Genomic DNA, 25,310 nt, shown 5'->3' on the forward strand with positions numbered 1-25,310 from the left:
ACTACATCGGCTGGCTGCACTTCCAGACCATCTGGAACGACCTCGTCGCCACGCAGCCCGACATGTTCGACTGATCCGCGCGCAGCGAGCGGATTCGAGCAATCCTTCGACACCGGTGCTGCGGGAAAGCGGCTTACAAAGCCGCGGGCGGCCCGACAGGCGCGTCCACTCGCCGCACCGCACATCACATGATCAGGAGACAGAACATGAGTTCCCACAGTCCGGTTGCGTATCTGGCGGGCGACGAATCGTCCACTTATGCGAAGGTGACATGGCGCCTGCTGCCGTTTCTCTTCGTGTGCTATCTCTGCGCCTATCTCGACCGCATCAACGTGAGCTTCGCGAAGTTGCAGATGCTGAGCGACCTGCATTTCAGCGAAGCCGTCTATGGTGCGGGCGCTGGCGTGTTCTTCATCGGCTATCTGCTGTTCGAGGTGCCGAGCAACCTCATTCTTCTGCGCGTGGGCGCGCGGCGCTGGATCGCCCGCATCATGGTGACGTGGGGAATCATTTCCGCCGCGATGATGTTCGTGAGGACGCCGGCGAGCTTCTACGTCATGCGCTTTCTGCTCGGCGTGGCCGAGGCAGGCTTCATTCCCGCGATCCTGCTCTATCTCACGTACTGGTTTCCGGCTTCGCGCAGAAGCAAGGTCACCGCGCTCTTCATGACGGGCATCCCGATGTCCGGCGTAATCGGCGGCCCGCTGTCGGGCTGGATCATGACGCACGTGGGCGGCGCGCACGGCGTCGCGGGATGGCAGTGGCTCTTTCTGCTCGAAGGCATTCCGACGGCGATCCTCGGTGTCGTCGCGTACTTCTATCTCGACGACAAGGTCGCCGACGCGAAGTGGCTCACCGATTCGCAAAAGGCCATGCTCGAAGCCAATCTGCGGGAGGAAAGACCTTCGCACGCGCTGCATTCGGTGAAGGACGGGCTGATGCATCCGAGGGTTCTGCTGCTCTCCGTGACCTACTTCTTCTTCACGATGGGGCTCTACGGCGTGAGCTTCTGGCTGCCGACGCTCGTGAAGGCGAGCGGTGTGACCGACCCGCTCAACATCGGCCTGCTTTCCGCGATTCCCTATGCCGCGGGCACGATCGCGATGCTGGCGGTGGGACATAGCTCGGACAAGCGTGGCGAGCGCCGCTGGCATCTCGCGGGCGCGGGCTGCATCGGCGCGCTCGGGCTCTACATGAGCGTGGTATTCGCGCATTCGACGCTCTTTGGCATGATCGGCCTCACGCTCGGGACGATGGGCGTGGTCACGACCATCTCCCAGTTCTGGGTCCTGCCGCCCGCGATTCTCAGCGGCGGCGCGGCGGCCGCGGGTCTCGCGCTCGCCAACTCGGTCGGCAGCATTTCGGGTGTCGTGAGCCCGTGGGTCATCGGCGTGATCCAGACGCATTCGGGCTCGACGGGAAGCGGCGTGCTGGGCCTCGCGGTGAGTTGCGTGATCGGTAGCCTGCTCGTTTTCACCGTGCCTGCGGCGCTCGTCAACAGCCGCCGCCGCGAAGACTGACGGCCGCGCACCGTGACGAACGGCCCTGTGAGAGCGGGGTCGTCGTCGGGGATGATGAGCGCGCGCGGTGCAAGTTATCACGTTGCTTCCGCGTCCCGTTCGCGTCGTTCGCTCAGCACGAGACCGAGCCGTTCGACGAGATTCTTGCGCGCGTTCGCGGTGTGCAGGTCCGTGAGCTCCGCCGCGCGTTTTCCGTCGCCTTCGGCAATGGCCGCCGCGATCGCCGCGTGTTCGTCCCAGATCGACTTGCGCTGTCCCGATGCCTGCAGTACCGCGCCCATCACTCGACGCAGATGCACCCAGTGCATCTGCGCGGTCTCGGCGATCAACGGATTGCCCGAGGCCGCATAGATCGCGTTATGGAAAGCCATGTCGGCATCGATCATCGCTTTCACGTCGTCGCTCTTCGATGCGCGCCGGCCATTGACGATGAGCGTCTTGTCGAGCTTCGCGCCGCGTTCCGCGGCAAGACGCGCGGCGAGCGAGTCCAGCGCGCCGCGAATCTCGTAGAGATGGCTGATCCATGCGGGATCGAGCGGCGTGACGAGCAGGCCGCGCCCCGGGGCGTCGACCACGAGGCCGTCCTTCTTGAGCAGGCGCAGCGCCTGCAAGACGGGCGAGCGCGATACCGCGAGTTGCTCGGCGATCTCTTCCTGCGTGATGCGCGTTCCGGGGGCGAGCGTTCCGGAGCTGATGGCGTCCAGCAAGACCTTGTAGACCTCGTCCACATAGTCCGTGCGGGCCTGAAGCTTGAGAAGTTTGGCGGGCATGATCTCGACCGTAATCTCTGGATACAGAATACGGCAAGGTTACAGCGCGCCAATACGGCGCGTCAACGCGCGAACTGCACCGTGCCAGACCGGATTCACGTTTACCCATAGAGACAGCGCTTACCGCCGCGATTAATCTTTGTATACAGAGTACGGAGTTCGGTAACCGGAATTCTGTAGCGATAGTGAAACAGGGCAAGGCGCGGATTTCGATGACAGCCGTGCCTGGCTCGAAGCGTCATGCAGCAAATGCACCCATCCACTTCAACCCCACTCAGAACAGGATTTCCCATGACCATCAAGTCGGACAAGCTGGAAGGACAGAAGAGCAGCGGCGGCGCAGCCGCGACGGTCAAGAAGCTGGTGCCGTACGGCGGCTACTACGTGAACAGGGTGCCGGGTCACGATCCGGAACTGACGGAAACCGGTCCGGGCACGCCGATGGGCGAATACATGCGCGCGTTCTGGCATCCCATCTGCATGTCGGTCGAGCTGACCGACACGCCGCGCTTCCTCAAGATCCTTAACGAAGAACTGGTGGCGTTCCGCGACGGCAGCGGTCGCGTCGGCGTGCTGCATGCGCATTGCGTGCATCGCGGCGCCTCGCTGGAATACGGCGCGATTCAGGAGCGCGGCATCATGTGCTGCTATCACGGCATGGTGTTCGACGTGGACGGCTCGTGCCTGCACGTGCCTTTTCCGAAGGGCGAAGAGAAAGAGGCCGAAAAGTACGCATGCTCCATTCGGCAGGGCGCATACAAGGCGGTCGAGCGTCATGGCCTCGTGTTCGCCTACATGGGGCCGCCCGAGAACGAGCCGCCGTTTCCCGAGTGGGAAGGCGACTACACGGTCCTGCCCGGCGACGAGCTCGTGCCGTACAGCAACTTCCAGCATTGCAACTGGCTGCAGGTGCAGGACAACGCGGCCGACAACTTTCACCCGACCGCCTTGCACGCCGCGAAGAACGTGGTCAAGGGCCAGTTCCAGGGCACGACCTTCGACGAAGTCGGCGCCGCCTCGATGGAAGTGGCGCCCGACATGCATTTCCAGCCGGTTCAGCAAGGCCGCAGCCTCGCTTGCGCGGGGGCGCGCCGCGTCGACAAGGACCGCCTGTTCGTGCGCGTGCAGCATCAGGTGCTGCCGAATCTGAGCCTGCATGCGTACACGTCCGAAGACGGCGCGAAGAAGAAGCTCTTCAGCCGCTTCCATATCATCCGCTGGACCGTGCCCGTCGATGACGAGAACAGCAAGATGATCGGCTGGCGCGTGATGGGCCCGGGCATCGACACGCGCGGCATAGGCAGGAAGGAACTGGTGGGCTACGAGTCGATCGACTTTCTCGACGGCCAGGTCGCGATGCGTCGTCCCGAGCGCTTCGGCGACTACAAGCTCGAGGACATCGTGCCGATTCCGCCGAATCATCGCGAGCGTGCGAACTACAAGCTGGCGCAGTACGCGCCGGGCGACTACGAAGCGATCATCAGCCAGCGGCCGATCGCCGTGCATGCGCTGGAGAATCCGACCAAGTTCGATGCGGGCCTGTTCATGTTCCGCAAGATGCTGCGCGACGCGGTGCGCGGCTCGAACCCCGCGGCATCCGCGCAGAACTTCGCTGAATGGTTCCGCGAGAACGCGGGCGCGCCGAACAGCTTCTGCTCGGGCAACGTGTTCGAGATTCCCGAGGGCGGCACCGTCGATGAAGAAGTCGTGCGGCGCCGCAAGGTGACGAGGCAAATCGTCGCGATCCTCGCGGAGAGCGAGACGCTGAAGGGTGAGGCGCGCACAGCGTTCGTGCGCGAGCGCTTCGAGGAACTCGAGCAATCGATGAAGGAGTGAGCGAGGCAAAGCGAGGGCGCATCGTGCGCTCTCGCGATGTCGGATCATCGATCGAGGACAGGCGACCATGTCAACCCAACCCATTTCAACTCAGGCAGATCGGGACACGCTCGATCTGCTCGTCAGGCAGATCCGCTTCGAAGGCCGGGGCATCCATTCATACGAGCTCGTCGATCCTGAAGGCGCGCCTTTGCCGCCCTTTACGGCGGGCGCACATGTCGACATTCATCTCGCGGGCGGCGTGGTGCGGCAGTATTCGATCAGCAACGCGCCGCGCGAGCGCCATCGCTATGTGATCGCCGTATTGCGCGATGAACGCGGACGCGGCGGATCGAAGGCGCTGCATGAGCAATGGCGCGTGCAGGACATCGTGCGCGTGAGCCGTCCGCGCAACAACTTCCGTCTCGTCGACGGTGCGCGCCGCGTGCTGCTGATCGCGGGCGGCATCGGCGTGACGCCGCTCAAGGCGATGGCGCATGAACTCGAGGATGCGGGCGTCGACTACGAGATGCACTACTGCGCGAAGGATGCGAGCTGCGCGGCATTCGCCGAAGAGTTCGAGCCGATGCGCGCGAACGGCCGCCTGCATTTTCATTTCGACGGCGGCGACCCTTCTGCCGGCCTGGATATACGCGACTTGCTGAACCAGCCGCGCGACGGCGAGCACGTCTACTACTGCGGGCCGGGCGGCTTCATGAAGGCGTGCGCGGAAGCGGCCGAGCACTGGCCTTCGGGCACGGTGCACTTCGAGCACTTCAAGGCGCCCGAGCGCGGTCCCGGCGAGCAGGCCGCCAACGATGCGCTCGACAGCTTCACCGTGCGCATCGCGAGCACGGGGCAGGACATCGAAGTCTCGAAGGAAGAGAGCATCGCCGATGCGCTCGCGCAGGCAGGCGTGGCGATGGAGACATCGTGTTGCGCGGGCTTGTGCGGTACATGCAAGGTGCGTTATCTCGAAGGGGAGGTCGAGCATAACGACTACATTCTGAGCGACGAGGAAAAGACCGGGTACCTGACGGCGTGCGTGTCGCGCGCGACCAGCAAGGTGCTCGTACTGGACCTCTGACGGCTGCCCGGGCGAAATGCTTTCGAAAGCTGAAGCAATGCCGGCATCGGCCTTTGAGCAGATGAATGAGCGATGCCAAACACAGGCCATGCGATATGCGCCAATTGATAGCTTCTTTAGGCATATTTGCCACGGCAGACCTCGTTACGTAGGGCACGCTTAATATAATTGCCGCAATACCTCGCGAACCCGCCGTGAGGAAGTCGAGCGGCTCGTAAGACAAGGCTGTCCATCTTGCCCCGTCATTCAGGCCCCGACATCGCGCGGGGCTTTTTTGCATCCGGGAACGTCGCTTGCGGCCACGCACTTCCGCAACTGAGTGCGCTCGGACGTTGACGGCCAGACATGGCAAGGCGAGACTTGCGGCAGGGGGATGTCGTTGCCGATTGCGCGCCACCAGAGACGAGGAAAATATCTAATGAGACCGGTTGTATTCGGGAATCGCTTCGGATGGCTGCACGCGGGGAACGGCACGCGCGGCGTGGTGCTCTGCAATACGTATGGCCACGAATACGTATGGACATACAGCGGCATGCGTCATCTCGCCGAGACATTGTCCGCGCGTGGCATCTGGGTGCTGCGCTTCGACTATCACGGCACGGGCGACTCGGCAGGGGCCGACTGCGCACCGGATCAATTCGCTTCGTCGGTCGACGACATAGAAGCGGCCATCGAGTGGTTCAGGAACGCGACGGGCATCGGGCATCTGACCTTATGCGGCTTTCGCGTGGGCGCGGCGTTTGCGCTCGAGGCCGCGTTGCGCAAGCCGGTCGATGAGCTCGTATTGCTCGCGCCGGTCGCGAGCGGGCGCATCTACATGCGCGAGCTGAGCATCGTGCGCAAGACCTGGCTCGAGCAGCTCGCGCCGCCGTTGCGCGAGATGCAGCAGAGCGATGCGCCCCTCAACGTGCTGGGCCAGGTCTATAGCCACGAATTCGAACGCTCGCTGGAAGAAATCGATCTCGTGGCGAGCGTGAAAAACGCAGCTTCGGTGCCGGCGCGCCGCGCATTGATCATGAACGCGCGCGCGGGCGGCAAGGATCCGTTGCGCGAGGCGCTGGCGGAACGTGGCGTCGAAGCGGAGGTGCGTCCGTTCGAGGATCTGATCGGCTTCATTCAGGAGACAGCGTTCAACGCATTGCCGCGCGCCGCTTTCGACGAGGCGGTGCGATGGATGGCGGGCAGCGCATCGCAAGAACCGCAGGAAGCGCCGGCCGTTGCATCGGCAGAGCCGGAAAGCTGGCCCGATCTGACGATCGAAACGCCTGAGGCAATCGAGCGTCCCGTATCCATCGGCGACGAAGCTCTCTTCGGCATCCTCTGTGAGCCGCGCACGGGCTCGGCGCGCGGTTCGGTATTTCTCATCGCGAATACGTCGGCGAGTTCGCGCGTCGGCGATAGCAGGCTCTCGGTGCGCATCGCGCGTGAGCTCGCGCGGCGCGGCGTGGCGTCGCTGCGCTTCGATGCGCGCGGCCGTGGCGACAGCCCCGCGGCGCCGGGCATCGTGCAATCGGATACCGCGTTCGGCCGCATTTACAACGCGGTCGCGACCGAAGACACCGCGTGCGCCGCACGCTGGCTCGCACGGCAGGGCTACAAGTCGATCTTCTCGCTCGGCGTCTGCTCGGGCGCCTATCACGCGCTCAAGGCCGCGCTGATCGAAGACTCGATTACGGGCGTGGTCACGGTGAACATCCCGACGTTCAAGAAGCCCGTGGACATCGCACCCGACGCGCTGCGCCAGTCGACGCGCAATTCCATGGCCGGCTATGCATTCTCGATGCTCGATCCGCAGAAGTGGAAGGCGATTCTGCGCGGCGAAAAGCATCTGACGCGCGTCCTGCGCTTCGTGATTGGCTACATGGTGACGCGCGCGCGTTCGCGCATCGTCGACATGTTGAGGCTCGATCGTCTGAGCCAGACGCCGCCCGAACTCGCGACAGAACCGGGTCCGATCATTCGCGCACTGGATGCCAGGCATGTGAAGACCGTGCTCGTCTATGGCGCTTACGATGCGGGCATGGATCTGATCGCCGCGCATTTCGGCAAAGGAGGTGCACGCCTGTCGCGCTTCCCGTCCGTGCGGATGGAGATCTTCCCGGATGTCGACCATTCGCTCTTCATGACGGCCGGTTCGGCGCAAGTGATTGCGCTGTGCGAGAACGTCGCCAAGGAAACGAGGGCCGCCGTTACGGACCCGATGTTTCCGGGCAGAGAGCCGGTCGTGCTCTGAGCCTTGATCGCTTCACGCGTCATCTCTTCGCCGTTTCGAGCCTCGGCTCGAAACGGCCATGATCCAATCGTGCGTTGCGCCAGCGCGCTTCGCGCGCCTTGAGTATCCTTCCATATTGGAGCCCGCCCCATGCGGGGCAGCGTTCCATCGAGAATCCATAGCAGGGTGCCCCGGCCGGCTCACCCGGGCCGCCAGGGCCGCTTTACCCCAACACACAGGAGTCTGACGATGTCGATTGAAAAGGTTCTATATCGCGCGCATGCTCATGTCACCGGCGGCCGTGATGGACGCGCGACCATCCCCGAAAGCAACCTGGATCTCAGGCTGACGACACCGAAGGAACTGGGCGGCGGGGGCGGGGACGGCACGAATCCCGAACAGCTTTTCGCAGCCGGCTACAGCGCCTGCTTCATCGGCGCGATGAAGTTCGTCGCCGCACGCGACAAGATCAATCTTCCGAAGGACGTGGCTATCGATGGAAGCGTGGGCATCGGCCAGATTCCCAACGGCTTCGGCATCGAAGTCGAGTTGAAGATCTCGTTGCCCGGCATGGACCGAGACGAGGCAAAGGCGCTGATCGACAAGGCTCACATCGTGTGTCCGTATTCGAATGCGACGCGCAATAACGTCGATGTCAAGCTGACGCTGGCCTGAGCCTGTCAAACGTTTGAGCGTCCGCGCTTCGGGACGCTCGAACACCGCCGTTCACCACGTTTCGCGCATCACCATCAGTCGCGCTTCGGTCATGTCCTCGATCGCATGGCGAATGCCTTCGCGGCCCAGCCCCGAGTCCTTCACGCCGCCATATGGCATGTTGTCGACGCGAAACGAAGGCACGTCATTGATCACGACGCCGCCCACTTCCAACCGATCCCACGCTCGATGCGCATGCGCGAGCGAATCCGTGAAAATGCCCGCCTGCAGGCCGAAATCGCTGTCGTTCACGGTGTCGAGCGCCTGGTCGAAATCGTCGAATTTCTCGAGAATCGCGACCGGGCCGAATGCTTCCTTGCGGTACAGATCGGTATCTCGTCCGACATTTTCCAGCAGCGTCGCCTCGAACATCGCGCCGTCGACCTTGCCTCCCGCGATGATCCTCGCCCCTGCCTTGACGGCGCTTTCCATCCAGCCGGCGAGGCGCTTCGATTCCAAACCGGAAATCATCGGACCGACGAAAGTCTTCTCGTTCTTCGGATCGCCCATTTTGAGCGACTTCGTTTTCGCGATCAGCTTTTCACGGAGTGCGTCGTATAGGGACGCATGCGCGAGAATCCGCTGCACGCCGATGCAGCTCTGCCCCGATTGGTGAAACGCGCCGAACGCGAGGCGATCGACGACATAGTCGAGCTTGCCTTCCTGATCGCTGTCCACGACGGCAGCCGCATTGCCGCCAAGCTCCAGCACGACCTTCTTCTTGGCCGCCCTGGCCTTCAGATCCCAGCCGACCGCAGGCGAACCCGTGAATGACAGGAGCTTGAAGCGTTCGTCGGTCGTGAACAGATCGGCGCCGTCGCGATGAGCGGGCAAGATCGAGAAAGCGCCTTTGGGAAGATCCGTTTCCGCGAGCACTTCGCCGATGATCAGAGCGCCCACCGGCGTGCGGCTCGCGGGCTTCATCACGAACGGCGTGCCTGCGGCGATGGCGGGTGCAATCTTGTGCGCCGCAAGATTCAAAGGGAAATTGAAAGGCGAGATGAACGAGCAGGGACCGATCGGCACGCGTTTCACATAACCGTGATATCCCTTGGCGCGCGGGGAGATTTCGAGGTTCAGTATTTCGCCGTCGATGCGCACCGATTCTTCCGCTGCTACCTTGAACGTATCGATGAGGCGCGTAACTTCGCCGCGCGAATCGTTGATCGGCTTGCCGGCTTCGATGCATAGCGCCATCGCCATTTCGTCGGCGCGCTCGCGAAAACGCTTCACGCAATGTTCGAGCACCGCCTGACGTTTGAATGGCGCGAATCCGCCGCGCATTTCGGGCATTGCAGCCACGGCGAGACCGATTGCCTCGTCGATGGCTTTCGCATCGGCGAGCGCGACGCGCGTCGCGACTTCACCGCTGAACTTGTCGGTGACCTGGAGGTCGGTATTGGCTGCGACCGGCTCGTTGGCGAGGTAATACGGGTAAGTCGTCTTTCGCATGGAACGCTCTCCTGGCGGGACGCCTGGTAGACAGGAACGAGATTACCGCTTATGGGAAGTGCGTGCAGACGAAGACGAGCAAGCCATGCGCCTGCACACGGCTGGCATGCGCATGGAAGCTTCATGAGAGGCGAGTGCTTCATATTTCAGCGCACGGAAAAGCAAGGCGCGCGATTGATGGTTATTCTTTGCTTCACGGGCATGCGCCCGTTTCGCTGGATCATTCCAATGTTCGAAGAAAGGAGGCTGTCGTGAGAATTCTCGTGGTTCTGACTTCGCACGATCAATTGGGAAATACGGGCCGCAAGACCGGCTTCTGGCTCGAGGAACTGGCAGCACCGTATTACGTGTTCAAGGATGCGGGACACGATCTTGTCCTGGCTTCGCCCAAAGGCGGGCAACCGCCTCTCGACCCCAAGAGCAATGAACCTGATTTCCAGACGGACCTGACGCGACGCTTCGAGGCTGACCCAGCGGCCAGGCAGGCATTGGCCAATACCGCCAGGTTCGCGGACGTAGCGAAAGATCAGTTCGATGCAGTGTTTTATCCGGGAGGACACGGGCCGTTGTGGGATCTCGCCGAAGACCGCGACTCGATTGGCCTGATCGAACGCACGATTGCCGGGGGCAAGCCGGTGGCGCTGGTATGTCATGCGCCGGGCATGCTTCGGCACGCCAGGACGCAGGACGGCAAGCCGCTGGTTGAAGGCAAATCCGTGACGGGCTTTACCGATAGCGAGGAGGAAGCGGTCGGACTGACGAAGGTCGTGCCTTTTCTCGTCGAAGACGAACTCAAGGCAAAGGGCGCGAATTTTTCGAAGGCCGGCGACTGGGAACCGTATGTGCGGGAAGACGGCTTATTGCTTACCGGACAGAATCCCGCATCGTCAGGTCCGACGGCGAAGGCGCTGCTGGCGAGGCTCGGCGCATCGTAATTCGACGATTGCAAAAAAGACCGGCGGAGTTGTCGATAAGCTGCGCCTTCGATAAGATCCGCCGCCACGATTTCCCGCAATGCCGACAATCAAGCTATGGCCTGCCCGCCCTCAGGCGATAAGAAACGGCGTGCGGTCTTCGACCGATGCCAGCCATGCGGGCGCGCGGCCACGGCCGCTCCATGTCGCGCCGGTTTGCGGATCGAGATAAAGAGCCGGTTGAGGACCGCGCGGCTGGCCCTTTCCTTTGCGCTTGCCCGCGACGCGTGTCTTTGCTTTGGCCTTGCTTTGGGTCTTGCTTTGAGTCTTGCTTGATGCCTTGCCCACATTCACTGCATATTTGCTGCGGTCTTTGGCCTTGGCGATCCATGCAGGCGCGCGCCCGCGTCCGCTCCAGGTCGCACCGGTTTTCGGATCCTGATAAGCCACGGTGCCTTGTTTGCGTGACGAGTTCGTCCGTCCTGATTTCTTTCCCGAACCCGTGTACTTCTCGATGTCCGAGATCGTCAGGCTATGGCGCGACATCAATTCATGGATCTTTTGCAACGCACTCTCGGATTGCTTTGCGACGAGCGCGTCGGCTTTCGCTTGAAGTGCTTCGATACGTGCCTGAATGCTTTCGAGCGTCGACATGATTTACCCCTATCGATTGTTGTTTCGCACTATGCCATGCACATGCGAGACGCGCTAGAGGTAATTCTTGTAAATGCGCCGAAAACAAGCGGCTAAAGCAATAGATAAGACTTTCCTGAGAATGTAAGCCGGGACACACATGATGGCTTTTTTCCATTCTTCATTCAAAGATGCGATGATCGCCTCAAGAGTGCTTTCGAATCTTCATCGCATGAATGGGTTCCGTTGGCTTTCGGCCAATTCTTCCAAACAAGCCAATCGAATCGGGCGCAATTCGAAAACATGGCGCTATTTCATGTTGGAGATCGAGTTTCGTTGCGGAGCAGGAAAACCGCGGGCTAACTTCCGCGATACGTCCCGAAGCTCCACGGCGAACACAGCAGCGGCACGTGATAGTGCTGCGTCGCATCCGCCAGCGTGAAGCGCACGGGCACGACGTCAGCGAAAACGTCCGGCGTCTTGAAGTAATCCGCCACCCAGAACCTCAATTCGAAATCTCCCGCGCGAGCCTGCGCGGCGGGCAGAATCGGCGCGTCGGTGCGTCCGTCGCGATTGGTGCGTGTGCGGGCGATGAGCGTCGGGGGCTGCGTGCCGATGTCGAACAGTTCGATCTGCATGCCGGCTGCGGGCTTGCCGAGCGCGACGTCGAGCACATGAGTGGTGATGCCTGCGGCCATGATGTTGAGTCTCCTGATCGAGCGTTTCGTTTCGTTCAACTGCCGCGGTAGTAGTTGTAACTCCACGGACCAAACAGTACCGGCAAATGAATGCGCTGACTGACATCGGTAATGCGAAAGCGCAGCGGGATCTTCGAGAGAAAGAGCGGCTGCGGCAGATTCGCCTTGCGCGCGGCGAAGTATTCGTCCGCGTGCAGCAGCAGTTCATACGTGCCGGCACGATACGTATCGCCGATCAGCAGCGGCGGCTCGCTGCGGCCGCTTGCGGCGAGCGTGATCGTCTGCAGGAGCTTCGAGCGGCCGTCTTCGATGGAGAAGAGTTCCACGCGCATGCCTGCCGCGGGCGCGCCGTGCCAGGTGTCGAGCCCGTGCATGGTCAGACGCGGGCTGAGGCCGTCCTGCTGCACCGGACCCGAAGTCTGATTCGGCGCGGGCGACGTCGGCGCATCGGCTGCCAGCGCGCTTTTTGCCATCAGCATGCCGCCGCCCAACGCGACCGATTGCAGGGCAAAGCGGCGGCGGCCGAGATCGAAATCGGGGAAAGTGTTCTTGTCGCTCATGTCATGCCTCCTGCCTGTTGCCGAGCTTGCGGACGCCCACGATCACGAGCACCGCGGCCATGATCTCGATGACGGCCACGATATAGAGTCCCGTCGTGACCTTGCCCGTTGCGTTCTTGATGAGGCCCATCACGTAGGGTGCGCCGAAGCCCGCGAGGTTGGAGACCGAGTTGATGAGCGCCACGCCGACCGCCGCCGCGCTGCCCGCCAGATAGCGGTTCGGCAACTGCCAGAACACGGGGATCGCGCTCATGGTGCCGACGAGCGAAGCGGTCATGGCCAGCAGTGCGATGACGGGCGATACCGTATCGGCACCCATCAGCACCGCGAGCACCGCCATCGATACGCCGCCCGCGATCGCCGCGCCGCTGAAGTGCCAGCGCACCTCGTTGCTGCGGTCGGAATGCGCGCCGTTGACGATCATGCCGAGCGCGCCGCACAGATAGGCCAGCGCGGCGATCCAGCCGACCGCCATCGGCGTGCCGATGCCGACATCCTTGATGACGGTGGGAATCCAGAACGTGAGCGTCGAGTTGGCGCAGAGCAGGCAGAAGAAGATCGCGATGAGAAGCCACACCTTGCGGTTGGTGAACAGCGTGCGCCAGTCGTGGCCGCGTTCGCCCATGGCGGCGTTGTCGCGTTGCAGTGCCTCGAGCACGACGCGCTTTTCATCGTCGCTGAGCCAGCGCGCCTGCTCCGGCTTGTCGGTCATGTAGAACCACGCGAAAATGCCGGCGAGTACCGAGGGGATGCCTTCGAGCACGAAGAGCCACTGCCAGCCGTGCATGCCGTGCACGCCGCCCATCGACGTCATGATCCAGCCCGCGAGCGGGCCGCCGAGCACGCCCGCGATCGCCGACGCCGACATGAACGTGCCGAAGGCTCGCGCGCGGCGCTGCGACGGATACCAGTAAGTGAGGTAAAGGATCACGCCCGGATAGAAGCCGGCCTCGAACGCACCGAGCAGAAAGCGCAGGATATAGAACTGCGTGGGCGTGGCGACATGCGTCTGCAGCATGCAGATGACGCCCCAGCAGATGGTGATGCGCATGATCGTCTTCTTCGCGCCGATCTTCTGCAGCAGCATGTTCGACGGCACTTCGAACAGGAAGTAGCCGAGAAAGAAGATGCCCGCGCCGAGACCATATACCGCCTCGCTGAAATGCAGGGTGTCCAGCATCTGCAGCTTGGCGAAGCCGATGTTCACGCGATCCAGCCACGCGAGGACCCACAGCACGCCGAGAAACGGCAGCAGGCGCCATGAGACCTTGCGATAGACGCCTGCTTCGGCGCTTTCCGCCTCGCTCGCGAATGCCGGCATCTCCTGTTTGATAAGCGACATGGTTTCTCCTTTCCAGTCGGATTGGGTCGCGCGGGGCAAGCCGTGCGCTCGGTTGCAAGCAAGTATAGAAACGGCCAAAAAATCGGGAACGGGGGACGGGCCAATAGGCCCCATAGCAACGCGTATATAGCTTGCAAAGCCTTGTGCGGCGCGGCTTCGCGGGTTCCTGAGCGGGGCCTTTCCGGACCTATGGATTACCCTAGCGTCGTGCTTGCGAAGCGGCTCGAACCGCGCCGGCTGGCAGAATAGCGGCGCATCCTTGCGCATCAACCGGGCACGGAACTCATCATGAATCGCACCGACGATCCATTCGATACTTATCTGCTGCGCGTGCTGTGCACGCTGATCGCCGAGCGCAGCGTGTCACGCACGGCGATTCGTATGAACCAGTCGCAGCCGGCCATCAGCTCGGCGCTCAAGCGGCTGCGCGCGATCTTCAACGACCCGCTGCTCACGCGCGAAAAGAACGTGATGGTGCCCACGGAGCGCGCCATTCAACTGGCACAGAGCGCGCAGGCCGCATTGAGCGCGCTCGACAACCTGCTCGTATCGGATGACCATTTCGATCCCGCGACCACGGAGCAAAGCTTCACCGTGGGCATGCCCGACTATCTGGCGCCGCCTTTTTTCGCCCATGTAGTGCGTGAATTCAGGCGCGTTGCACCGCGTGCGCGCCTGATCGCGGTGCCGCTCTCGGCCGCGTTCAACTACGAACAGGCGCTCTCGGAGGGTTCGCCCGATATCGTCATCGGCAACTGGCCCAATCCACCCGAGCATCTGCATCTGTCGGTACTGCTGGAGGACGACGTGGTGTGCGTCGTCGCGCGCGACAGCGTCTACGCCCAAGCGGGCAAGTTCGATGCCGATGACTATCTGAGCGCATCGCATATCGTGCCGGTGCCGTATTCGCGCGATCAGCGCGGCGTCGTCGAAACCGGGCTCAGCACCATGCGCGTGCATCGGGACAATCGCGTGAGTTGCCCATACTTCAATCTCGCGCCCAGCCTGATTCCGGGCACGGACCTGATCCTGACGACGGGGCGGCACTTCGCCAACTATCACGCGCAGCATCTGCCGCTCGCGGTGCTCGATCCGCCCATCGAATTTCCGTTCATGCGCTTCTATCAGCTGTGGCATCCGTCGCGGCATCGCACGGCTTCGCATGTATGGCTGCGCGGTATGCTGACGGCAGCCGCGCAGGAATTGCGCGCGCTGCGGGACATGCATCGCACGTAGCGGCGCCTCAATGCGTTCGCCGGCGCTATCGCATTCTGTTATGCGGCCAATAGGACCGGGGTTCTCGCCGCCGGGCCACGCGCTTCCTATACTCGGCACGAATCGCCTTCGACGCCAGGCGAATGCGGCGTGCCTTATAGGAGAGAGCAGTTCATGTCACAGTCGATCAATCTGGAACCGGTCAACGCGCTGGATCACACGGCCTTCGTCGGCGCGTTTGCAAGCGTGTTCGAGCATTTTCCGCGAGCGGCGGAAGACGCGTGGAACGAGCGGCCATTCGCATCCGCGACGGCTTTGCATGATGCGATGATGGACGTCATCCGCAAGCTCGATACTCAAGGCCAGCGCGATTTCCTCAACCTGCACCCGCTTCTGTCCGGCGCGAACATTCGTGCCGGAACGATGACGGCGGATTCGAACGCCGAGCAAAAGAGCGCGGGACTCGACGCCATGTCGAACGAGGACGAAGCCACGCTCGACAAGCTCAACGCGGCCTATCTCGAGCGGCATGGCTTTCCGTTCATCATCTGCGTGCGGCATTACACGCGGGAAGGCATATTCAGCGCGCTGGAACGCCGCATCACGCGCAACACGCAGCAGGAGATGGATGAGGCGCTCGCGCAGATCGCGGCGATCACACGGGCGCGCCTGAATGCGCGTCTGAGCACGCTGAACCTAATGGAGCTCAGGCGAGCCTGACGGCGGCTCAGGCTCGCTTTCACGTTATTGAGCCGCGTTCCAGGTATGCGCGGTGGTTCGCCACTTGCCGTCCGCGCCCTTGATCATCACCTTGAGCAGCACGCCTTTATAGGGCGTCTTCTTGCCGTCCTTCTCCACGACGGCGGTCCAGTTCGCGGTTTCATACATGACGTTGCCCACGCGTTTCGCGTGAACGACGTCGATCGTATGATCGTGCGCGCCGGCATCGAAGTAGCTTTGAAAAAGCTTTTCGATATCCGCGCGTCCCTGAACCGTCTTGCCGTTGCCCGGCGAAACAACGGCCTTCTCGTCGTACATGACGGCGAGTCCGTGAGCGTCTCCCTTGTTGAATGCCGCATTCCAGCTAGTGTTCGCCTCGTCGACTGTCTTGTCGTGCTGGGCGAAAGCCGGTTGCGAAGCGACGAGCGCGAACAGCACGCACGCGCCACAATGCCTTAAGGACTTGTTCATCACGTATCTCCAATGGCGAAATCGCAGATCCGGACGATGTGCGGAAGCGCGCGCGGGCGGCGAAAAACTCGAGCACCGCGTGGCCGGCGCGGGTATTCGAGTTGGTTTCAGTCGCCCGTCTGCGCGTGGAGTATAGGAAGCGGCGTCGCCGTAATCAATTAACGGAGAGATGTCATTCGCCCTTGCAGGGAACGTCACCGAGCGGCGCACACGCGCGGCACGCGATGAAAATTGCGATCGAAATAGATGAGGCCGTCGCCATCGTCGCGTACGCGGACCGCCCTGGCTTCGACGAACATCACCGAGTGCGATCCCACTTCCTTCGCTTCGACGATGGTCCCTTGCAGGCTCGCAAGCGCATCGCGCAAAACGGGTACGCCGTGGGTGCCTTCTTCCCAGACGGGCAAGGAGAAGCGCTCCTGCATCGACAACTGCGTGAGGCCGGCGAAGTGCCGCGCGATCTCTTCGAAGTGGCCGGGCAACACGTTCACGCACACGTGACGATTGCCCACGAACGCCGCGTGCATCGTGCTCGAGCGATTGATGCACACGAGCAGCGTGGGCGGCGCATCGGTGACCGAGCACACCGCACTCGCGGTGATGCCGCAGCGTCCCTGTGAGCCGGCTGTCGTAATGACATTCACGGCGGCGCCGAGGTGTGCCATAGCCTGACGAAACTGCTTGCGCACGGGCTCGATATCATCGCGTGCTGCGTGGCTGGGCTTGGCGGACATCGCTTCGTCTCCTGTTCGTTTCATGTTTGTACTGTGTATATCAAGGCTTGATTCAAGCGTACGCGCGAGGCCGCACAAAGAGAATCGGCACGATCCGCAGACGTGCCTGGCGTCGTTACCGAGCGCACTAAAGGTTTTACCGATCCGGCGCATTCGCGGTAGGAAAGTACTTTCTCCGCGAATTTCGGCCGATGGTCCGGGCGCATGAGCTCACGATCGGCGCTACGATCGCGGCATGAAGAATGAACTCGACGCACAAGCCGATTTGTTCGGTGTCGACGGTTGCAGGGCGGGCTGGTTCGTCGCGAAGCAGTGCGGGCGCACCGGCTATATTTCGACGCGCGTCATCGGTCGCTTCGAAGACCTGCTCGACTGGGCGCGCGATCGTGCGGTCGTGGCCGTCGACATTCCGATCGGCCTTGCTTCCAACGGCAGTCGCGCCTGCGACACACACGCGCGCAGGCTGCTCGGGCGTCCTCGCGCGAGTTCCGTTTTCTCTCCGCCGACGCGCGCGGCGCTCACCGCATCGACCTACGAAGACGCGTGCGCGATCAATCACGCCGAGTCCGGCAAGCGAATCTCGATTCAGGCCTTCCACATCAGAAGCAAGATTGCCGAAGTCGATGCCGTGTTGCGCATGCGCGCCGGCTCGCGTGCCCGTGTGTTCGAAGCGCATCCCGAGCTGAGCTTCATGCATCTGCGGATGCAAGAGGGCGGACCCGCGCACGGACTTCGCGAGAGCAAGGCGCACGCATGCGGATTCGCGCTGCGTCACGCGATGCTCGTGCGGTGCTTCGGCAGCGCGATCGACGCGGCGCTGGCCACAAGAAAACCGGCGCAAGCCACTCGAGACGACGTGCTCGATGCCTTCGCGGTGCTATGGAGCGCGCGCCGCATTGCCCTGAGAGAAGCGCTCCACGTTCCCGAAACGATCCAAACCGATGCGGCGGGCATTCCAATGGCGATCTATTGCTGACTGCTCGCGCGGCGATAGTCCTTCGCGACCAGCATCGAGCCGAACGGCTCGTCGCCATCGTCGAGCGCTTCCTGCGCCAGTTCGATGCAGCGCATCAGGTGCTTCCCGTCGGTATCGTCGATCATTCCGTGTCCTCCTTGTTTGACTGCCGGAGCATGATGCTAGCGGACTAGCGAAATGCCCGCATCTGCGCCGTCATGAACTGCAGCATCTTGTTCGATGCGACCGACAGCCGGCGTCCCGCGCGCGTGACGAGATGCGCTTCGGCATCGGCCAGAATCGGATGGTTGATGTCGATCGCGAACACTTCGCCGGCTTCCATCTCGCTCGTCACGGCGAACGCGGGCAGCACCGTGATGCCGAGCCCCGACTTCACGAACTGCTTGAGAATGGCGATCGAATTCGTCGTCACCACCGGATCGAGCCTGAGCTTCTCCGCATATTCGACCGCCTGAAGCATCTGCCGCGTGCCGTATGAAGCGTGCGTCATCGCGAGCGGATATTGCGCGAGCTCCTGCACGCTCATCGATCTGCGTTCCCTGCGCGGAAAGCTCGCGCCGACGATCGCCATCATCGGCTGGCGCTTGATCGCGCGCGAGACGAGCTTCGGCTCCTGCGGCGGGTTGTAGACGAGGCCGATCTCGCCCTCGTCCTCGGAGATCTTGCGGATCACGTCGTTGGTGCCGCCGAGGTCGAGATTCACCTTGATGCCGGTGTATTGCCGGCAGAACTGCTGCATCGGCCCGGAAAGAAGATCCGACACGAAACCCTCGCCGAGCACGATGTTCACCCGGCCCGTGCGCAGTCCGCGCAATTCCTGAAGGCGCGAGAGCAGGTCGTCGCGGTGCGCGAGTTGTTCGCGGAAATATTCGATCACGCATTGGCCGGCCTCCGTCGGCGTCACGCCGCGCGCGTGCCGCTCGACGAGCGCCGCATCCAGCTCTTTCTCCAGCAGGCCGATTTGCCGGCTCACCGCCGAGGGCGCGACGTTGAGAAAGTCGGCCGCGGCGCGAATGGTCCCGCAGCGCACGGCCTCGAAGAAATACACGATGCGGCTGTCGGTGAGATTGTCCGTCATGACGATCCAGTGTTCTAAAAATTAGAACAATTTCAATATTGGCGTTGATTGATTGTACGGCTTCACGAGCCGAATATGACGGGAACGCACAACGCGCGGCGCGGCGGGCAGACGGGCTGCCTCGGACCGCTCCGCGCACGGGAAGGAGAGTTTGCTGATGAAGACGGTGGGTGTGATCGGTTTGGGGAACATGGGGCGCGGCATGGCGCGCTCGGCGAAGCGCGGCGGTTATCGCGTGCTTGGTTTCGATGCGGCGCCGGGCGTCGCACAGGCGCTTCAGGCGGACGGCGTCGAGGCGCGCGCGTCGATCGCGGCGATCGCGAGCGAAGTCGACGTGCTGATTCTCTCGCTGCCGACTTCCGCGATCGTCGAAGAGGTCGTGCTGGGGCAGGGCGGCGTGGCGTCGAGCGGCAAGCGCGGCCTGATCGTCGTCGATACGACGACCGCCGATCCCGACAGCACGAAGAAGGTAGCCGCGGCGCTCGCGGAATGCGGCATCGGTTTCGTCGACGGCCCGGTGAGCGGCGGCCCGAAGGGCGCTGCGACCGCCACCATGACGATGGTCCTCGGCGGCTCGGAAGCGGATATCGCCGCGGTCGAGCCGATCCTCGCCGTGATCAGCGCGAAGCGCGTGCATGTCGGTCCGGTCGGCGCGGGGCACGTGACGAAGATCATCAACAACATGCTGACGGGCGTGCATCTGCTTGCAGCCAGCGAGGCGGTGCGCGCGGCGCAAGCGTCGGGCGTCGATCCGGAGAAGCTCGTCGAGGCGCTCAATGGCGGCTCGGGACGCAACAGCGCAACGCTCACCAACTACCCGACATGGATCTTCAACGGCAGGTTCGACTCCGGCTTCACGATGAAGCTCATGCGCAAGGACGTGCGTCTCGCGATGGCGCTGCTCGACGGCGTGCACGCGAGCGCACCGATCGCGAAGGAAGCGGGGCGGCTGTGGGCGGCGAGCGAGGCGAGCATCGGCGACGCGGAGGATTTCAACCGCATCGTGCAGTTCACTGAATCGAAGTAAGGGGAATCTCCGGACATGGAATACAACGCAGCAGAACAGCTTCTTGCCGCCTTCGCGCATTTCTTTCCGGGCGCGAAGACCATCGGCTCGTTCGTCGGCGGGGAACTGGTCGAAGGAACGGGCGAGACGATCCAGCTTTTCGACGCCGCCACCGGCAAGCCGAGCCTCGCCTACAAGGACGGCGGCGCGGCGGTCGTCGAGCAAGCGGCCGCCGCCGCCACGCGCGCGCAGAAGCAATGGTGGGCGCTCACGCATGCGGCGCGCGGGCGCGTGATGTTCGAGATCGCGCGGGAGATCCGCAAGGAAGCGGAGCCGATTGCCCGGCTCGAAGCGCTCGGCTCGGGCAAGCCGATCCGCGATTGCCGCGGCGAAGTGGCGAAGGTCGCCGAGATGTTCGAGTACTACGGCGGCTGGGCGGACAAGTTCTACGGTGACGTCATCCCCGTGCCGACGACGCATCTGAACTACACGCGCCGCGAGCCCGCGGGCACCGTGCTGCAGATCACGCCGTGGAATGCGCCGGTCTTCACCTGCGGATGGCAGGTCGCGCCCGCGATCTCGATGGGCAATGCCGCGCTGCTCAAGCCGTCCGAACTCACGCCGTTCACCTCGCTCGTGATCGGCTTGCTGGCGGAGCGCGGCGGCGCGCCGAAAGGGCTCATCAACGTGCTTGCCGGGCTCGGGCATACGGTCGCGCAATCGGCCATCGCGCACAGGGCGGTCAAAAAGGTGGTGTTCGTCGGCTCCCCGGCGACGGGCGCGCGCATCGCCGAAGCCGCGGCCAGGCGTGTGCTGCCGTGCGTGCTGGAACTGGGCGGCAAGTCGGCTAACATCGTCTTCGCCGATGCCGATCTGAAGCGCGCCGCACTGACCGCGCAAGCGGCGATTTTCGCGGGCGCGGGGCAGAGCTGCGTCGCGGGCTCGCGGCTGCTCGTGCAGCGTTGCGTCTACGACGAATTCGTCGCAATGGTCGCGGCGGGTGCGAAGAAGATCAGGGTCGGCGCGCCGCTCGACGACGCGACCGAAGTCGGCCCGATCAACAATCGCAGGCAATACGAGCACGTGATGTCGATGATCGAGAAGGGCGTCGCTGCTGGTGCGACGCTCGCGGCGGGCACGGCCGGGCGTTCGGACGGGGGTTACTTCGTCCCGCCGACGGTGCTCGCCGGCGTCACCAACGACATGGACGTGGCGCGCACCGAAATCTTCGGGCCGGTGGTCGCGGCGATTCCGTTCGACACCGAAGAGGAAGCCGTCGCCATCGCCAACGATACCGAGTTCGGACTCGCCGGCGCCGTGTGGACCAACGACGTCGCACGTGCGCATCGCATCGCGGGGCAGGTCGATGCGGGCACGTTCTGGGTGAACGGCTACAAGACGATCAACGTCGCGTCGCCGTTCGGCGGCTATGGACTCTCCGGCTACGGACGCTCGAGCGGCGTCGAGGCGCTCCATGAGTACACGCAGACCAAGAGCGTGTGGGTCGAAACGGCGAAAGAGCCGGCAACCACGTTCGGCTATCTGTGACCGAAGCGCCCGTGCCTCGTCATGCGGACTGGCACCGGCGCAAATCAAGGGGAGAAGGGAATGGAAGGCACGTTGAGCGCGGAGAGCGCACAAAGCAGTGGCTTGAGAACCGCGAAGCTCTTTTTCTATGCCGCGGTCATTCTGCTGATCGCGGAGTTCATCGGGTCGTATACGTTCAGGATCGGCCCGGGCAAGGTCATTTTGCTGCCGATGATCTGGGCACTCCTGCTCGGCGCCGCGCTCGGGCTCGTTTCCGAGCGCTGGAAGAGCGGGGCGCGGCTCGACGTGCGCAGCCAGTTCTACGCGGCGGCCATTCTCCAGCCCGCGCTGCTCCTGTTCGTCGCGAAGCTCGGGCTGATGGTTGGCAGCGCGCTGCCCAAGCTCGCCGCCGCGGGCTGGGCGCTCGCGTTTCAGGAGCTGGGCCATTTCGTCGGCACGATTCTGCTCGGCCTGCCGCTCGCGCTGCTGCTCGGCATCAAGCGCGAGGCGGTCGGCGCGACGTTTTCCGTCGGGCGCGAGCCGAGCCTTGCGATCATCGGCGAGAAATACGGCATGGACTCCGCGGAGGGGCGCGGCGTGCTCGCCGAGTACCTGACGGGCACCGTGTTCGGGGCGGTGTTCATCGCGATCTTCGCGGGCTTCGTCGCGAGCTTGCATATCTTTCATCCGCTCGCGCTTGCGATGGGCTCCGGCGTCGGCTCCGGCAGCATGATGGCGGCGGCATCGGGGGCGATCGCCGCGCAGCAGGATCCGGAGACGGCCAAGTCGGTGCTGACGTTCGCGGCGGCGAGCAATCTCATCACGACGACCATCGGCACGTACTTCACGCTGTTCATCTCGCTGCCGATGGCGGTGTGGGGCTATCGTCTGCTGGAGCCGCTCATCGGCCGCACGACGAAGGCGTCGAGCACGCGCGACGAGGCTTCGTCGGCCCCGAAGCTCGGCGACGTGAAGACCGAGGCGCCCGAGCTCGGCTACGGTGGCAAGCTGCTGGCGTGGGGCGCGACCGCGGCGATGGCGCTCGTCGCCGACTGGATCACGCACGGCACGACGCCGCTGCAGGCCTTGCCGGGCATGGCGGTGATGGTGCTCGCGACGATCGTCGGCGACGCCATTGCGCAGGCGACCGGCCGCAAGATTCCGGCGGTGTGCTGGGTGTCGATCGTGGCGATGTTCCTGACTTCGCCGTGGTGCCCGTGGGGCGCGCAGATCGCGACGCTCAGCGCACAGAACGACTTTCTCGGGGTGACGACGCCGATGCTGACCTTCGCCGGACTCTCGATCGCCAAGGACATTCCGGCGTTCAGGCGGCTCGGCTGGCGCATCGTGCTGGTGTCGTTCGTCGCGAACGCGGGCACGTTCCTGGGCGCGGCGCTGGTGGCGCAGCTTTTCCACATCTGAAGACCCATCGAAACCCGGGACACGGCGGCGGGCCGGGCGGTATAAAATTGAAGCGTACCTGTCTCGCGCTCGAATGCGCTCGCCGCCATGGAAACTTCTTCGGGCAAGGAAACCTCCCGCAAGCGGATGTCGCCCCGCACGCTCAACGTGCTGACGGCGCTCATCGGCATTGCCACGCTCGCGCTGGGCGTGGCCTGGCTGATCTACACGTGGCTCGTCCACCTGGAAGTGCCGTACTTCGCCATTCCACTCGTGCTTACCGTGCCGGTGATCGTCGCGGTGGCATTCCGCAATTGCTGGGACTGAAGCGCGACAGAATCGCAATCGAAGGTCGCGCACCAATGAAAAACGCATCGTCGCGATGCGATTCGCGACGATGCGTTCGAGAGAAATGCGTTGGTAGGCTCGATTGGACTCGAACCAACGACCCCCACCATGTCAAGGTGGTGCTCTAACCAGCTGAGCTACGAGCCTACGGAAGCCGCGCATTATAGGGGAAAGTTTTGCGTTGTGGGAAGCCCCGCGCAAAAATTTCTTCGAGCCGCGCTTTTCGGGCTACTTGGGCATCGGCGTGTTTCCCGCTTGTCATGCTCGCTTCGCTTCCGCCTTTCCCTCGCTTCCCGGCGACAGCCCAAGGTAAGAATGCTGTCGCCTGCGTGCAATTCGTGCGATTCGACATCGGTTCTGGCGTCGAATCGCCGGGCGCAACGATCAATATTCCCTTGAATGCAGCTTGCCGATAGGCCACTCGAATTATTTCGGCTTCCAATCTTCGTCGCTAGATATTCTCCCGGTTGGTATCACCGGACGCTTTTCACTTCATTTTCATAGTCAGAGCGGCGAACAGATTGAAGTCGCCACGATCGAGATATCCGAATGACTAACTGACGAACGCGATTCATAAAGGAATCCAAAAAAAGAAGGAGATACCGATGCAATTACGGAACCGGTTAGCGATCGCGATGTTCGCTGCCGCGGGTTCCAAGCTGCGGCAAGGGGACACGCCGGAGACGGGGCATCACAACGATGCGCTCGATGAGAGGGGAGTTGGAGGACATCGTTTTGTAAGCGCGCTTATGTTATTTGACATAACGCTAATTATCAACATATTTCATTGTAGCGGCTAAGTTGTAATGTCCGCTTTTAGCCAAAAGTTCAAATGTCCGCTTCGCGTTCATCGTAAGCTTGCCAGCCCGCTGGAGGTCCAGCTTCAGGAACTTCGATGGCAGACGCAAGAGAACGGATAACAATGACCACGCGCGAACGAGACAGACTGAAGATCATTGCGCCGGCCCGGACAACGGCTTCGTCGCCATCGCTCTGGTGAGGCCATGTACGGGACGACGCACGGCCACATCGAACGGATTGATCTGCGGACCAATCGTCTCCGCCTGGCGCTTCAACAGTTCGACCACCATCGGCAGGCGGTCTTCGCCGAGGCGCGTCGACAGCGTGCCCACGCTCAGCGCGCCGACCGCATGCCCCGAGCGATCGAGAATCGGCACCGCGACGCCCGCCATTCCATCGATCAACCCGCTGTTGCGCCCCGCATATCCCTGCACGCGCACACGCTCGATCTCGGTGCGCAGATAAACCTCGTCGAACACGCCATAGCTGTACAGCCGCGGCACGTTGAAGCGGATGATCTCCTCGCGCTCCGCTTCCGGCTGAAACGCGAGAATCGCGAGGCTGCCCTGCCCGACGCCCAGCGCGACGCGTCCGCCCACATCGCCGGTGAACGAGCGGATCGGATACGGGCCCTCGCACATGTCGAGACACACCGCATCGAAGCTGCTCTTCACGAGCAGGAAAATGGTGTCGCCGAGACTCGCGCACAGCCGCAGCAACGCAGGCCGGCACAGTGCGCGCATCCGGCTCGGGTTGCCCGCCTGCGCCGCCAGCGAGAAGAAATCGACGCTCAACCGGTAGCGCTTGCTGCTTTCATCCTGTTCCACGACGCCTTCCGCGATCAGCGCATGCAGAATCCGATGCACGGTGGCCTGCGTGAGGCCGACGGCTCTCGCCAGCGCGGTGACGCGGCTGCCTTCTCCCTGGTTGTCGCCGAGCGCGCGAATCACCGCGAACGCGCGCTGGAGCATGCCCGCGCCGGGCGCGTCAGGGGGCGTTCCGTTTTCTTCGTCCAATGCAATCATCGTCGCCTCATTCATTCCACTCAGCGGAATCTCCGCGCTGCTGGATATCTGCGCCACTATTCGACCTCATGCTGTCGCGACGCGCAACCGCCCAGAATATAGGGGATTACCCAAACCTCAGCCAGCGAAAGATCGACGCCATTTCGATGACGGTTATTCCGATCACCGGAATCAGGTGCCATTTTCCAACCATTGGATGGAATTTCAAATTGACGCCGCAAAATTTGGCTGGCTAGAGTTGGCTCATCGGAATCAGTCGTACTCAGCCGGTGCATGACGCACCGAAGGGAC

Annotated in this window: 23 protein-coding genes, 1 tRNA gene and 1 pseudogene; 13 read left to right on the forward strand and 12 right to left on the reverse strand. The window is 62.9% G+C overall.

What is annotated here, in order from left to right; all coding sequences use genetic code 11:
- Positions 1–206 precede the first annotated feature (206 nt).
- Positions 207–1,520 carry an MFS transporter gene (locus tag AWB83_RS26945; protein WP_087048680.1) on the forward strand — a complete coding sequence of 438 codons (1,314 nt, stop codon included), beginning with the start codon at positions 207–209 and terminating at the stop codon, positions 1,518–1,520.
- A 77-nt stretch (positions 1,521–1,597) separates the two neighbouring features.
- Here the strand turns inward: AWB83_RS26945 and AWB83_RS26950 are convergent, their stop codons facing one another.
- Positions 1,598–2,290, reverse strand: coding sequence for a GntR family transcriptional regulator (locus AWB83_RS26950; RefSeq protein ID WP_087048681.1), 693 nt, complete (start codon positions 2,288–2,290; stop codon positions 1,598–1,600).
- 291 nt (positions 2,291–2,581) lie between these two features.
- Here AWB83_RS26950 and AWB83_RS26955 point away from each other — a divergent pair, with 291 nt between their 5' ends.
- The 4 genes from AWB83_RS26955 (at position 2,582) to AWB83_RS26970 (ending at position 8,079) form a co-directional block, all read left to right on the forward strand.
- A complete protein-coding gene (locus AWB83_RS26955) occupies positions 2,582–4,126 on the forward strand; it encodes a Rieske 2Fe-2S domain-containing protein (protein WP_087048682.1) in 1,545 nt (514 codons plus the stop codon).
- Between the two features lie 67 nt (positions 4,127–4,193).
- Entirely contained in the window at positions 4,194–5,192 is a 999-nt protein-coding gene (locus AWB83_RS26960) for a PDR/VanB family oxidoreductase (RefSeq protein ID WP_087048683.1), read from the forward strand.
- A 418-nt stretch (positions 5,193–5,610) separates the two neighbouring features.
- Positions 5,611–7,425 (forward strand): alpha/beta fold hydrolase, encoded by a 1,815-nt coding sequence (locus AWB83_RS26965; protein WP_167389174.1) that lies wholly within the window; start codon positions 5,611–5,613, stop codon positions 7,423–7,425.
- A gap of 228 nt (positions 7,426–7,653) precedes the next feature.
- Positions 7,654–8,079 carry an organic hydroperoxide resistance protein gene (locus AWB83_RS26970; protein ID WP_087048684.1) on the forward strand — a complete coding sequence of 142 codons (426 nt, stop codon included), beginning with the start codon at positions 7,654–7,656 and terminating at the stop codon, positions 8,077–8,079.
- A gap of 51 nt (positions 8,080–8,130) precedes the next feature.
- On the opposite strand, the gene AWB83_RS26975 is transcribed toward AWB83_RS26970, so the two are convergent.
- A complete protein-coding gene (locus AWB83_RS26975) occupies positions 8,131–9,570 on the reverse strand; it encodes an aldehyde dehydrogenase family protein (RefSeq protein ID WP_087048685.1) in 1,440 nt (479 codons plus the stop codon).
- A 251-nt stretch (positions 9,571–9,821) separates the two neighbouring features.
- Between AWB83_RS26975 and AWB83_RS26980 the strand changes: the two genes are divergently transcribed.
- Positions 9,822–10,505 carry a type 1 glutamine amidotransferase domain-containing protein gene (locus tag AWB83_RS26980; RefSeq protein WP_087048686.1) on the forward strand — a complete coding sequence of 228 codons (684 nt, stop codon included), beginning with the start codon at positions 9,822–9,824 and terminating at the stop codon, positions 10,503–10,505.
- A gap of 111 nt (positions 10,506–10,616) precedes the next feature.
- Here AWB83_RS26980 and AWB83_RS26985 read toward each other — a convergent pair whose 3' ends face one another.
- The 4 genes from AWB83_RS26985 to AWB83_RS27000 all read right to left on the reverse strand — a co-directional run bounded on the left by AWB83_RS26985 (position 10,617) and on the right by AWB83_RS27000 (position 13,717).
- The gene (locus AWB83_RS26985) at positions 10,617–11,138 is read right to left on the reverse strand and encodes an H-NS family nucleoid-associated regulatory protein (protein ID WP_087048687.1); all 522 of its coding nucleotides are present in this window, start codon (positions 11,136–11,138) and stop codon (positions 10,617–10,619) included.
- Positions 11,139–11,476: 338 nt separating this feature from the next.
- Positions 11,477–11,815, reverse strand: a complete 339-nt coding sequence (uraH, locus tag AWB83_RS26990) for a hydroxyisourate hydrolase (RefSeq protein ID WP_087048746.1) — start codon at positions 11,813–11,815, stop codon at positions 11,477–11,479.
- 35 nt (positions 11,816–11,850) lie between these two features.
- Positions 11,851–12,375, reverse strand: coding sequence for a hydroxyisourate hydrolase (locus AWB83_RS26995; RefSeq protein ID WP_087048688.1), 525 nt, complete (start codon positions 12,373–12,375; stop codon positions 11,851–11,853).
- Position 12,376: 1 nt separating this feature from the next.
- Positions 12,377–13,717, reverse strand: a complete 1,341-nt coding sequence (locus AWB83_RS27000) for an MFS transporter (RefSeq protein WP_087048689.1) — start codon at positions 13,715–13,717, stop codon at positions 12,377–12,379.
- A gap of 288 nt (positions 13,718–14,005) precedes the next feature.
- On the opposite strand from AWB83_RS27000, the gene AWB83_RS27005 reads away from it, so the two are divergent.
- Positions 14,006–14,953, forward strand: a complete 948-nt coding sequence (locus AWB83_RS27005; protein WP_087048690.1) for a LysR family transcriptional regulator — start codon at positions 14,006–14,008, stop codon at positions 14,951–14,953.
- 153 nt (positions 14,954–15,106) lie between these two features.
- Positions 15,107–15,652: a 2-oxo-4-hydroxy-4-carboxy-5-ureidoimidazoline decarboxylase gene (gene uraD, locus AWB83_RS27010; RefSeq protein WP_087048691.1), complete on the forward strand. Its 546-nt coding sequence runs from the start codon at positions 15,107–15,109 to the stop codon at positions 15,650–15,652.
- A 24-nt stretch (positions 15,653–15,676) separates the two neighbouring features.
- Here uraD and AWB83_RS27015 read toward each other — a convergent pair whose 3' ends face one another.
- Together AWB83_RS27015 and hpaC are read right to left on the reverse strand one after the other, a co-directional pair.
- Positions 15,677–16,123, reverse strand: a complete 447-nt coding sequence (locus AWB83_RS27015) for a YybH family protein (RefSeq protein ID WP_087048692.1) — start codon at positions 16,121–16,123, stop codon at positions 15,677–15,679.
- A 194-nt stretch (positions 16,124–16,317) separates the two neighbouring features.
- Positions 16,318–16,857: a 4-hydroxyphenylacetate 3-monooxygenase, reductase component gene (gene hpaC / locus AWB83_RS27020; protein ID WP_087048693.1), complete on the reverse strand. Its 540-nt coding sequence runs from the start codon at positions 16,855–16,857 to the stop codon at positions 16,318–16,320.
- 235 nt (positions 16,858–17,092) lie between these two features.
- Here hpaC and AWB83_RS27025 point away from each other — a divergent pair, with 235 nt between their 5' ends.
- Positions 17,093–17,833: a DUF429 domain-containing protein gene (locus tag AWB83_RS27025; RefSeq protein ID WP_087048694.1), complete on the forward strand. Its 741-nt coding sequence runs from the start codon at positions 17,093–17,095 to the stop codon at positions 17,831–17,833.
- On the opposite strand, the gene AWB83_RS37565 is transcribed toward AWB83_RS27025, so the two are convergent.
- Entirely contained in the window at positions 17,824–17,958 is a 135-nt protein-coding gene (locus AWB83_RS37565; protein ID WP_279629098.1) for a hypothetical protein, read from the reverse strand. The two genes, AWB83_RS27025 and AWB83_RS37565, sit on opposite strands and share 10 nt — an antisense overlap.
- Before the next feature lie 44 nt (positions 17,959–18,002).
- Positions 18,003–18,911, reverse strand: coding sequence for a LysR family transcriptional regulator (locus tag AWB83_RS27035; protein ID WP_087048695.1), 909 nt, complete (start codon positions 18,909–18,911; stop codon positions 18,003–18,005).
- Between the two features lie 139 nt (positions 18,912–19,050).
- Between AWB83_RS27035 and AWB83_RS27040 the strand changes: the two are divergent.
- From AWB83_RS27040 to AWB83_RS27055, 4 genes and pseudogenes are all read left to right on the forward strand, one after another.
- Positions 19,051–19,938: pseudogene (locus AWB83_RS27040) on the forward strand (NAD(P)-dependent oxidoreductase); the annotation flags it as partial.
- A gap of 15 nt (positions 19,939–19,953) precedes the next feature.
- Positions 19,954–21,465, forward strand: coding sequence for an aldehyde dehydrogenase family protein (locus AWB83_RS27045; RefSeq protein ID WP_087048697.1), 1,512 nt, complete (start codon positions 19,954–19,956; stop codon positions 21,463–21,465).
- 60 nt (positions 21,466–21,525) lie between these two features.
- Positions 21,526–22,866 (forward strand): DUF3100 domain-containing protein, encoded by a 1,341-nt coding sequence (locus tag AWB83_RS27050; RefSeq protein WP_087048698.1) that lies wholly within the window; start codon positions 21,526–21,528, stop codon positions 22,864–22,866.
- 87 nt (positions 22,867–22,953) lie between these two features.
- On the forward strand, positions 22,954–23,172 hold the full coding sequence (locus AWB83_RS27055) for a hypothetical protein (protein WP_087048699.1): 219 nt from the start codon (positions 22,954–22,956) through the stop codon (positions 23,170–23,172).
- A gap of 91 nt (positions 23,173–23,263) precedes the next feature.
- Here the strand turns inward: AWB83_RS27055 and AWB83_RS27060 are convergent.
- Positions 23,264–23,340 (reverse strand) — tRNA-Val (locus AWB83_RS27060).
- A gap of 806 nt (positions 23,341–24,146) precedes the next feature.
- Positions 24,147–25,019 (reverse strand): IclR family transcriptional regulator, encoded by an 873-nt coding sequence (locus AWB83_RS27070; RefSeq protein ID WP_087048747.1) that lies wholly within the window; start codon positions 25,017–25,019, stop codon positions 24,147–24,149.
- Between the last annotated feature and the right edge of the window lie 291 nt (positions 25,020–25,310).

It is taken from the genome of Caballeronia ptereochthonis (assembly GCF_001545075.1).
GTDB classification, from domain to species: Bacteria; Pseudomonadota; Gammaproteobacteria; order Burkholderiales; family Burkholderiaceae; genus Caballeronia; species Caballeronia ptereochthonis.

Excerpts from the sequence above, each read along its gene's own strand:
- AWB83_RS26945 (WP_087048680.1), top strand. The coding sequence starts at position 207 with ATGAGTTCCCACAGTCCGGTTGCGTATCTGGCGGGCGACGAATCGTCC.
- AWB83_RS26950 (WP_087048681.1), bottom strand. The coding sequence starts at position 2,290 with ATGCCCGCCAAACTTCTCAAGCTTCAGGCCCGCACGGACTATGTGGAC.
- AWB83_RS26955 (WP_087048682.1), top strand. The coding sequence starts at position 2,582 with ATGACCATCAAGTCGGACAAGCTGGAAGGACAGAAGAGCAGCGGCGGC.
- AWB83_RS26960 (WP_087048683.1), top strand. The coding sequence starts at position 4,194 with ATGTCAACCCAACCCATTTCAACTCAGGCAGATCGGGACACGCTCGAT.
- AWB83_RS26965 (WP_167389174.1), top strand. The coding sequence starts at position 5,611 with ATGAGACCGGTTGTATTCGGGAATCGCTTCGGATGGCTGCACGCGGGG.
- AWB83_RS26970 (WP_087048684.1), top strand. The coding sequence starts at position 7,654 with ATGTCGATTGAAAAGGTTCTATATCGCGCGCATGCTCATGTCACCGGC.
- AWB83_RS26975 (WP_087048685.1), bottom strand. The coding sequence starts at position 9,570 with ATGCGAAAGACGACTTACCCGTATTACCTCGCCAACGAGCCGGTCGCA.
- AWB83_RS26985 (WP_087048687.1), bottom strand. The coding sequence starts at position 11,138 with ATGTCGACGCTCGAAAGCATTCAGGCACGTATCGAAGCACTTCAAGCG.
- uraH (WP_087048746.1), bottom strand. The coding sequence starts at position 11,815 with ATGGCCGCAGGCATCACCACTCATGTGCTCGACGTCGCGCTCGGCAAG.
- AWB83_RS26995 (WP_087048688.1), bottom strand. The coding sequence starts at position 12,375 with ATGAGCGACAAGAACACTTTCCCCGATTTCGATCTCGGCCGCCGCCGC.
- AWB83_RS27000 (WP_087048689.1), bottom strand. The coding sequence starts at position 13,717 with ATGTCGCTTATCAAACAGGAGATGCCGGCATTCGCGAGCGAGGCGGAA.
- AWB83_RS27005 (WP_087048690.1), top strand. The coding sequence starts at position 14,006 with ATGAATCGCACCGACGATCCATTCGATACTTATCTGCTGCGCGTGCTG.
- uraD (WP_087048691.1), top strand. The coding sequence starts at position 15,107 with ATGTCACAGTCGATCAATCTGGAACCGGTCAACGCGCTGGATCACACG.
- AWB83_RS27015 (WP_087048692.1), bottom strand. The coding sequence starts at position 16,123 with ATGAACAAGTCCTTAAGGCATTGTGGCGCGTGCGTGCTGTTCGCGCTC.
- hpaC (WP_087048693.1), bottom strand. The coding sequence starts at position 16,857 with ATGTCCGCCAAGCCCAGCCACGCAGCACGCGATGATATCGAGCCCGTG.
- AWB83_RS27025 (WP_087048694.1), top strand. The coding sequence starts at position 17,093 with ATGAAGAATGAACTCGACGCACAAGCCGATTTGTTCGGTGTCGACGGT.
- AWB83_RS37565 (WP_279629098.1), bottom strand. The coding sequence starts at position 17,958 with ATGATCGACGATACCGACGGGAAGCACCTGATGCGCTGCATCGAACTG.
- AWB83_RS27035 (WP_087048695.1), bottom strand. The coding sequence starts at position 18,911 with ATGACGGACAATCTCACCGACAGCCGCATCGTGTATTTCTTCGAGGCC.
- AWB83_RS27045 (WP_087048697.1), top strand. The coding sequence starts at position 19,954 with ATGGAATACAACGCAGCAGAACAGCTTCTTGCCGCCTTCGCGCATTTC.
- AWB83_RS27050 (WP_087048698.1), top strand. The coding sequence starts at position 21,526 with ATGGAAGGCACGTTGAGCGCGGAGAGCGCACAAAGCAGTGGCTTGAGA.
- AWB83_RS27055 (WP_087048699.1), top strand. The coding sequence starts at position 22,954 with ATGGAAACTTCTTCGGGCAAGGAAACCTCCCGCAAGCGGATGTCGCCC.
- AWB83_RS27070 (WP_087048747.1), bottom strand. The coding sequence starts at position 25,019 with ATGATTGCATTGGACGAAGAAAACGGAACGCCCCCTGACGCGCCCGGC.